Annotated in this window: 7 protein-coding genes and 2 pseudogenes; 1 reads left to right on the forward strand and 8 read right to left on the reverse strand. The window is 37.4% G+C overall.

The features are described 5' to 3' along the window. Positions 1-22 precede the first annotated feature (22 nt). The 8 genes and pseudogenes from topA to HMPREF2876_RS11090 form a co-directional block, all read right to left on the reverse strand. Positions 23-2,116, reverse strand: coding sequence for a type I DNA topoisomerase (gene topA / locus HMPREF2876_RS08435; RefSeq protein WP_117625236.1), 2,094 nt, complete (start codon positions 2,114-2,116; stop codon positions 23-25). An 85-nt stretch (positions 2,117-2,201) separates the two neighbouring features. Continuing rightward, complete coding sequence (gene dprA / locus HMPREF2876_RS08440) at positions 2,202-3,044, reverse strand: DNA-processing protein DprA (RefSeq protein ID WP_024051528.1); 843 nt, start codon at positions 3,042-3,044, stop codon at positions 2,202-2,204. An 82-nt stretch (positions 3,045-3,126) separates the two neighbouring features. Further along, positions 3,127-3,684, reverse strand: a complete 558-nt coding sequence (locus tag HMPREF2876_RS08445; protein ID WP_070584673.1) for a sugar O-acetyltransferase — start codon at positions 3,682-3,684, stop codon at positions 3,127-3,129. Then, a complete protein-coding gene (locus HMPREF2876_RS08450; protein ID WP_070584674.1) occupies positions 3,674-4,501 on the reverse strand; it encodes a PRD domain-containing protein in 828 nt (275 codons plus the stop codon). Before HMPREF2876_RS08450 ends, HMPREF2876_RS08445 begins: the two co-directional genes overlap by 11 nt. Next, positions 4,498-5,280, reverse strand: coding sequence for a ribonuclease HII (locus tag HMPREF2876_RS08455; protein WP_024051525.1), 783 nt, complete (start codon positions 5,278-5,280; stop codon positions 4,498-4,500). Before HMPREF2876_RS08455 ends, HMPREF2876_RS08450 begins: the two co-directional genes overlap by 4 nt. Further along, a complete protein-coding gene (ylqF, locus tag HMPREF2876_RS08460; RefSeq protein ID WP_024051524.1) occupies positions 5,267-6,118 on the reverse strand; it encodes a ribosome biogenesis GTPase YlqF in 852 nt (283 codons plus the stop codon). Before ylqF ends, HMPREF2876_RS08455 begins: the two co-directional genes overlap by 14 nt. 119 nt (positions 6,119-6,237) lie before the next feature. Next, positions 6,238-7,154, reverse strand: a pseudogene (locus HMPREF2876_RS08465) (MBL fold metallo-hydrolase). A 3-nt stretch (positions 7,155-7,157) separates the two neighbouring features. Further along, positions 7,158-7,445 (reverse strand): annotated as a pseudogene (locus tag HMPREF2876_RS11090) (acyl-CoA dehydrogenase); the annotation flags it as partial. A gap of 123 nt (positions 7,446-7,568) precedes the next feature. Between HMPREF2876_RS11090 and HMPREF2876_RS08470 the strand changes: the two are divergent. Further along, positions 7,569-7,914 (forward strand): transposase family protein (locus HMPREF2876_RS08470; RefSeq protein ID WP_186822503.1); only part of this gene is annotated, 346 nt, incomplete at its 3' end.

Consider the following 7,914-nt stretch of genomic DNA (forward strand, 5'->3'; position numbering starts at 1 on the left):
AAATTACGTAAACATCTTTAGCTTATTTTACTTTTTCTTCTTCGTAATCCCCATTGCTGCAGACAACTTGCTTGCCTCCACCACGAACTTTCTTTTCTACAAGATACTGACCGCATTTCGGACAAGAGCGAACAACCGGTTTATCCCAAGAAGTAAAGTCACAATCTGGGTAGCGATTGCAGCCATAGAAAAGGCGATTGCGTTTGGTTTTGCGCTCAATGATTTGCCCTTTGTGACACTTAGGACACTCTACACCGATTTCTTTGACAATCGCTTGAGTATGACGACAGTCAGGAAAATTGCTACATGCATAGAATTTACCATAGCGGCCTAACTTGATAACCATAGGACTTCCACAAACTTCGCAATCAAAACCAGCCGGTTCGTCTTTAATTTGAATTTTCTCCATTTCAGTTTCTGCTTTTGCAACTTCTTTTTCAAATGGCTTATAAAATTCATCAATGACCTTTTGCCATTGCTCTTTTCCTACTTCGACATCATCTAGCTTAGCTTCCATATCAGCGGTAAACTTCACATTGACAATATCTGGGAAGAATTCAACAATCAGAGAGTTCACGATTTCTCCCAGTTCAGTTGGCTCAAAGCGCTTAGAAACTAATTTGACATAGTAGCGTTTTTGAATAGTTTCAATTGTTGGTGCATAAGTTGACGGACGCCCAACGCCATTCTCCTCCAAGGTCTTAATTAAAGTTGCTTCTGAATAACGTGCTGGTGGTTGAGTAAAATGCTGCTCAGGATTGGTGTTGATACGCTTAACCAAATCACCTTTTTTCATGTCTGGCAGCATTTTGTTTTTATCAGAGTCGTTATAAATAGCTAGATAACCATCAAATTTAACCTGACTACCATTTGCAGCAAATTGAACACCATTTTGCTCTAACTTCACACTCATCGTGTCAAATACCGCAGCAGTCATTTGACTCGCCACGAAACGATTCCAAATCAACGTATACAATTTCAATTGATCTTTATCTAGATATTTTGCGATATTGTCAGGTGTATTAAATACACTTGAAGGACGAATCGCTTCATGGGCGTCTTGTGCGCCAGAAGCATTTCGGACTCTACTGCCGTGTTTAGAATATTTCTCACCAAAACGATCTGTAATGAAGGTTGCAGCTTCATTTTGAGCTACCGGACTAATTCGAGTGGAATCTGTACGCATATAGGTAATCAAACCTTGCACACCAGATCCGATATTAATTCCTTCATAAAGCTGCTGAGCAACCATCATCGTCTTACGAGTTCGGAAATTAATTTTATTGGCAGCGTCCTGCTGCATAGATGATGTGGTATAAGGCAGCGGAGCATTGCGCTTGCGTTCCTTTTTCTCAACGCTTTCGACAGTAAATTCATCACCTTCAATATGAGAAAGAACATTTTTTACATCATCGTTGGTAGCAAGCTTCATCTTCTTGCCATTCATGCCATAAAAGCTGGCTTGAAATTGACGAGTTCCTTTTTTGAAAGTTCCGTCAATCGTCCAATACTCTTTCGGCTTAAAAGCATTGATTTCATTTTCACGGTCAATGATGAGTTTCAAGGCAACAGATTGCACACGTCCAGCTGACAATCCCTTTTTGACTTTTTTCCAGAGAATTGGAGAGATAGAGTACCCCACAATACGGTCAAGGACACGACGCGCTTGTTGAGCATCTACCAAATCCATGTCAATCTGGCGCGGTTCTTTAAAAGCATTTTTTACTGCATCTTTCGTGATTTCGTTGAAAACAACACGATTTTTATCTGTCTCGTCCAGATTTAAGATATGAGCCAAATGCCAAGAAATAGCTTCTCCTTCACGGTCCGGGTCACTTGCAAGATAGACTTGTTTCGCTTTTTTAGCTTCTTTTTTCAAATCATTGATAAGAGGCCCTTTCCCGCGAATATTGATATATTCTGGCTCATAGTTGTTTTCAAAATCGATGGACATGGTAGACTTTTTCAAATCGCGAATATGTCCAACGCTAGCTAAAACTTTGTAGTTCCGCCCTAAATATTTTTCAATTGTTTTTGCCTTAGCTGGCGACTCTACAATCACCAGATTTTTTTTAGCTGTTATTTTTTTCTTTGTTTTTGTTGCCAATCTAAACACCTTCTAAAAGTAATAAACCTCATAGAGTTTAAACTATTTTTTTCAAGATGTCAACTAGTAGCATTCTCTTATAGGAGAACTTGTTTTAAAATTGGAATTCAGAAAGTACGTCAGCCCCTGATGTGATGCATTTCGCTCCCTCCTGAATCAAATGATGACAGCCATCACTTCTTCCATCTAAAATGGACCCTGGAATAGCAAATACATCTCGCCCTTCTTCCATTGCTCGCTCACAAGTAATAAGGCTGCCTGAGCGCATTTTGGCATCAGCAACAATAACCCCTCTGCACAATCCTGCTATAATCCGATTACGCTCTGGAAAATGAAATTTTAATGGCTCTGCTTCAGAACTATATTCACTAAGTACTAGATGATGTTCTCCCAAATACGATTGGAGTTTTTTATTCGCCCTTGGATAAAAAACGTCTAGACCCGTTCCGATAACTGCAATTGTTCGACCACCATTTTGCAATGCTGCCATGTGAGCCGAGGTATCAATTCCGCGTGCTAAACCACTCACGATAACCAATTCATTGTTTAGCTCTTTAATAATCTTTTGAACGGATTGACTGCCTACTCGGCTACTATTCCGACTTCCTACAACAGCTACTTTAGGTAATTTTAGCAAATCCAAATTACCTTTATAAAAAAGAAGAACGGGTGGATTATAAATTTCACTCAAATCCCAAGGATACACATCATCCAAGATAGAAAAAGACGGAAATTTTTCAAATTCTTGACATAACAAATCATCATCTAGCTGCAGATATTTTTCAATGAAAAGAGCTGGATTACGGCATTCCGACACAACTGCCATATCTTTTACTGATAATTCTTTTTCTTGTATCTCAGCATACGAGAGAACATTGATGACCTGCTGATTGGTCAAGCCAGCTTCTTTTAATTTATAGATATCAAAATTATCCATTTTATCATTCCTTTTACTTTTTAATTACACTTCACTTATATTATTCGTAAAAGGAATTAAAAAAACGAGAATTTCTCGCTTTTCACATTTTATCTAATTCTTTAATAATTCGAGCTGGGTTTCCAGCCAAAACAACATTATCACCATAAGATTTGGTGACAACCGATCCCGCTCCAACGACGACATTGTCTCCTAATGTTACTCCAGGCAAAATCGTTACACCGCCACCCGCCCAGAAATTATCGCCAATGGTAATTGGTGCACCGTATTCTATACCTGATATGCGTTCTTGTACATCTAAAGGGTGGAGAGGGGTCAGAAGTTGACAATTTGGTCCAAACAATGCATTTTTTCCAATAGTAATTGGAAAAACATCAAGCATGGTCAAATTCCAATTAGAATAGAAATTTTCTCCTAAGTGAATGTTGATACCATAATCGCAGACAAAGTTTGGTTTCATCGAAATGTTCTCACAAGTTGAGCCGAACCATTCTTTTACGAGTTTACTTCTTTTTTTACCGTCCTGTTCTGCATTAAATGCGTATTGAAATTGACGAGAACGTGTTACCAATTTTCGTAATTCGGGATCTTGCGGATTGTATAATTCTCCTGCAATCATTTTTTCATATTCAGTTTTCATTGACTTCTCTTTTCATTCTTGATAAGTGAATGGTTAGATACATTTGTTCATCATCAGACGTCTGATAATTGCGCGTCTGCTTGAGATATTGGGTAATCTTTGTTGTCGTTTCATAAGCTGACGGATACTTGATTTTCAGTAAATCAAACATGTCATTGTCGTCTAACTCTTGATGTCCAGTGTCCGTTAAAACACGTTCGCAAAAAAATTTCAGATGCGTAATAAAGTGTAGAACATAAATATCCTCGTCATCTAATGAGATCTTTAAGCTGTATTTGACGATTGTCATGATTTCTTCCATTAGTTGCGTCAAATCTTGAGCGGCTACATTGCCATTATCTAATTCAGCATTGACAATGGTCAAAGCCATAAAACCTGCTTCGTCCAAAGGTAAATCTTGCCCTAAATAGTCACCCAACAATTGATTGGCATACTTGCCAACTTCAAATTCGTCAGGAAAAAATCGCTTAATGTCCCACATGAGGAAATTTTTCATAAAGAAATGATCTTGGATACGTAAAACCACACCATACAGGTGGTCAGCCATCGCTAAAAAAGCACCATCTTGCAATTTTTTATTTATTTTTGCATGTGCGTAAGTGATAATTTTATCAGCCATTTCTATGATGTCAGCAGGTAATTCTAACAATAATTCACGCTTGTTTTCTGACAAAACATATTTTTTCTCAATCAGATTATCCCGAATATCATCTCCTGCTTTACATCCAAAAGCCAGTCCACGTCCCATCAACACTACTTCTTGGTGGGTTTCTTCAGAAATGACCACATTATTATTTAAAACTTTAGTAATAATCATCTCTTGTCCTCGACTTCTTCAAGCATGGATTTAATTGGTTCAAAGGTTGTCCGATGAATAGGAGTGATTCCCTTTCGTTTCAATCCTTCTAAATGATGCTGGGTTCCATAACCAACATTGTGTGCAAAGTCATAACCTGGATAAGTTAGCTCATAATTTGTCATCATGCGATCTCTAGTCACCTTGGCTACGATTGAAGCGGCCGCAATAGACAGCGAATTGGCGTCTCCTTTGATAATAGACGTTTGCGGAACTTGAACATCTAACTGCATAGCATCAATCAAGAGATGTTGCGGAGCAACTTCAAGATTTCCCACCGCCTCTAGCATAGCTAATTTCGTCGCTTCATAGATATTCACTTCATCAATAACTTGATTATCCTTGATACCAATACCAACTGAAATTGCTTGTTTGAGCACTTCTTGATAGATTTCTTTGTGCTTTTTCTTGGGAACTTTCTTGCTATCGTTGAGACCTTTGATTTTACAGTTTTTAGGTAAAATAACTGCCGCTGCCACAACAGGACCTGCTAAGGGGCCACGCCCAACCTCATCAATCCCAGCGATATATTGGCAACCAGTAGCATAAAGCTCCTTTTCATATCGTAACATTTGCTCCAAACGACGGTATTCGTCCAATTCAGCTTGAATTTGTTTTTTACGTTTCACAATGAGCTTGTGGACACCAGCTCGACTATCATCTCGAAATTGCTCAAAAACAGGACTCTCTATGTTTGTTATTTCAGATAAGATTTCTTGAATCTCTTTAATCGTTGCCATGTATCTCACCTAAAGTATCTAAAGTATAACGTCCCAATTTACCGTCACGAATGTCTTTGATAAAAAGACGATAAAAACGATCATAATCATCTCGAAAACCCAATTTTTGTGTCATATCTATAATGATTTCCGGTGCTTCTTCTTCCAAGTCCATTTGCTTGAACCGTTCTTGAAGTTCCTTTGGATAATGTTCTTTGAAATAATTGATTCCAAAAATAGTAACCTCATCCATTGGAAGCAAATCGTCTTTAATCGCTCCTGTTAAAGCGAGTTTCAAAGCAACTTTTTCATCTTCAAACTTAGGCCAGAGAATCCCAGGAGTATCTAAAATTTCCAAGTCCCTATTAGATTTGAGCCACTGCTGCCCCTTGGTAACACCCGGTTTATTTCCAGTCACAGCGATTTTTTTCCCAGCTAAACGGTTCATCAGGGTTGATTTACCAGCGTTTGGGATGCCGATAATCATAGTCCGCAATGTTTCAATTTGGATCCCACGTTCTTTTTGCCGAGCAATTTTTTCTTTCATCAATGACTTAGCTGCTTCTGTGACTTTTTTAACAGTTGATTGTTCTTTAGAATTGATTGCCAAGGTCTTGATACCTTGACTTTCAAAATATCTTCGCCACTCTTTCGTCAGATCAGAATCAGCTAAATCCGTCTTATTTAAAATAAGAAGCTTGGGCTTATCGCCCACGATTTTAGTTAGCATAGGATTTTGACTAGATAATGGCAAACGCGCATCTACTAAAATTGTCACAAAATCCACAAATTTGATATTTTCTTGTACTTGTCTCCGAGCCTTGGACATGTGTCCCGGAAACCATTGAATAGTAGCCATGAAAACCTCTTTCTTACACTAGTTTAACATCTTCATTATACCAAAATTTTAGCTAATTCGCATTGATAAATCATGCAACAAAAAATCACCTTTCAAAAACAAAAGGCAATTTTTGAATCTTAATGATACAAAACAGGCTTTCTATCCTGTTATCGGTAAACGGAAGTCTTGATTCGCGAATCCGTTTTACATAGTCAACAATTTCTTTCCCTTCGTTGTCAAATTCTACAACAGTAAAAAATTGATCATGATAAAAGAAAAATTTATAATGATTTTCAAATGCTTCTTTGAGCCATTTTTCTTTTGCAATAATGAAACGCATGGGGTAATCATCTACAGCAGCGACCCATACAGGCTTGCGATGCGCGTGAGTTAAAAGGAAGTCCGCCATATGAATCATGGTTTCATTTCCTTGTTTCAACAAAATGATACTATGATCATTGCTATGACCACCAGTATGAACCATTTGAATTTCCGGTATGACATTTAAGTATTCCGTAAATGTCTCCACTTGATGTTGAATAGGCTCCCGATTTTCTCTGAGATAAGTCCCTTTAGTCCGATTATTTGGGTTCATCATCTCGTACCATTCAATATCATTTACAAAAATCTTAGCATTAGGAAAAGTTGAAACCAACTGATGATTTTCATTTAATTTTGTCAATCCACCAGAGTGATCGTGATGCATGTGAGTCATCAACACATAAGAAATATCTTCAGGAGTCAAACCTAAAAGTTCCAAGCTCTCTTCAATTCTGCTTTCAGATAAAATCCCTAAATTTCGTCTTTGTTTATCAGATAGTTTCGCAGTGTTAAAACTTGCATCAATTAAATAATTTTTATTTTTGTATTGAATCAATATTGGATCGGTTAATTCAACCATCATATTTTCTTCAGTTGTTGGATAATAGCGTGACCAAACAACTTTTGGTACAGGACCAAATAAAGTGCCTGCATCTGTCATCTTGTCAACTCCACGTAACCAAATTAATTTCATGTCTCCAAATTGATACTCTTGTAGAGCGAGTTCTGTCATTTCTTACTCCTTTAGCCACCTTTCGGCAATTTCTCTTCTGATAGAATTTCCAGATCTTCCATAGTTTTCAATAGTTTCTGCATCCTTTAAATAACGTTTGATATTAACCTTGTCGAATTTTTGTAAGGGACCAATTAGTCGAAGGATTTCATCGGATATCTCAATAGCAACTTTCGTCGTGTACAGTTTTATTCGAGAAACAAATTTTGCATCTTCTTCAATTTGACTAGGATAAGAATCAAAATAAGCTTCTGCAGAGCATAATTTATTGTATAAATCAGCAAATTTATTGGCTCTATAATATTTGTAGTGGGTAAATCCCCTATAGATATTATGGAGCCGATTTTGTTGTAGAAAAAAAGTCCCATATCATCTATAATGAAAAGCGTTCAAACCATCATTAGAAAGATTCATATGGAACAATTACATTTTATCACAAAACTCCTTGATATCAAAGATCCTAATATCCAAATTATAGATATCATCAATAAGGATACACACAAGGAAATCATCGCTAAACTGGACTACTACGCTCCTTCTTGTCCTGAGTGTGGAAGTCAAATGAAGAAATATGACTTCCAAAAACCGTCGAAAATTCCTTACCTCGAAACAACTGGTATGCCTACTAGAATTCTCCTTAAAAAGCGACGTTTCAAGTGCTATCAGTGCTCGAAAATGATGGTCGCTGAGACTTCTCTCGTCAAGAAGAATCATCAAATCCCTTGTATCATCAACCAAAAAATTGCTCAGAAACTGATTG

It is taken from the genome of Streptococcus sp. HMSC073A12, assembly GCF_001812815.1.
In the GTDB taxonomy this organism is placed as follows: Bacteria; Bacillota; Bacilli; order Lactobacillales; family Streptococcaceae; genus Streptococcus; species Streptococcus vaginalis.

Bases quoted from the DNA above. Each gene is read 5' to 3' on its own strand.
- HMPREF2876_RS08445 (WP_070584673.1), bottom strand. From the start codon at position 3,684: ATGAAAACTGAATATGAAAAAATGATTGCAGGAGAATTATACAATCCG.
- HMPREF2876_RS08455 (WP_024051525.1), bottom strand. From the start codon at position 5,280: ATGGCAACGATTAAAGAGATTCAAGAAATCTTATCTGAAATAACAAAC.
- ylqF (WP_024051524.1), bottom strand. From the start codon at position 6,118: ATGGCTACTATTCAATGGTTTCCGGGACACATGTCCAAGGCTCGGAGA.
- HMPREF2876_RS08450 (WP_070584674.1), bottom strand. From the start codon at position 4,501: ATGATTATTACTAAAGTTTTAAATAATAATGTGGTCATTTCTGAAGAA.
- dprA (WP_024051528.1), bottom strand. From the start codon at position 3,044: ATGGATAATTTTGATATCTATAAATTAAAAGAAGCTGGCTTGACCAAT.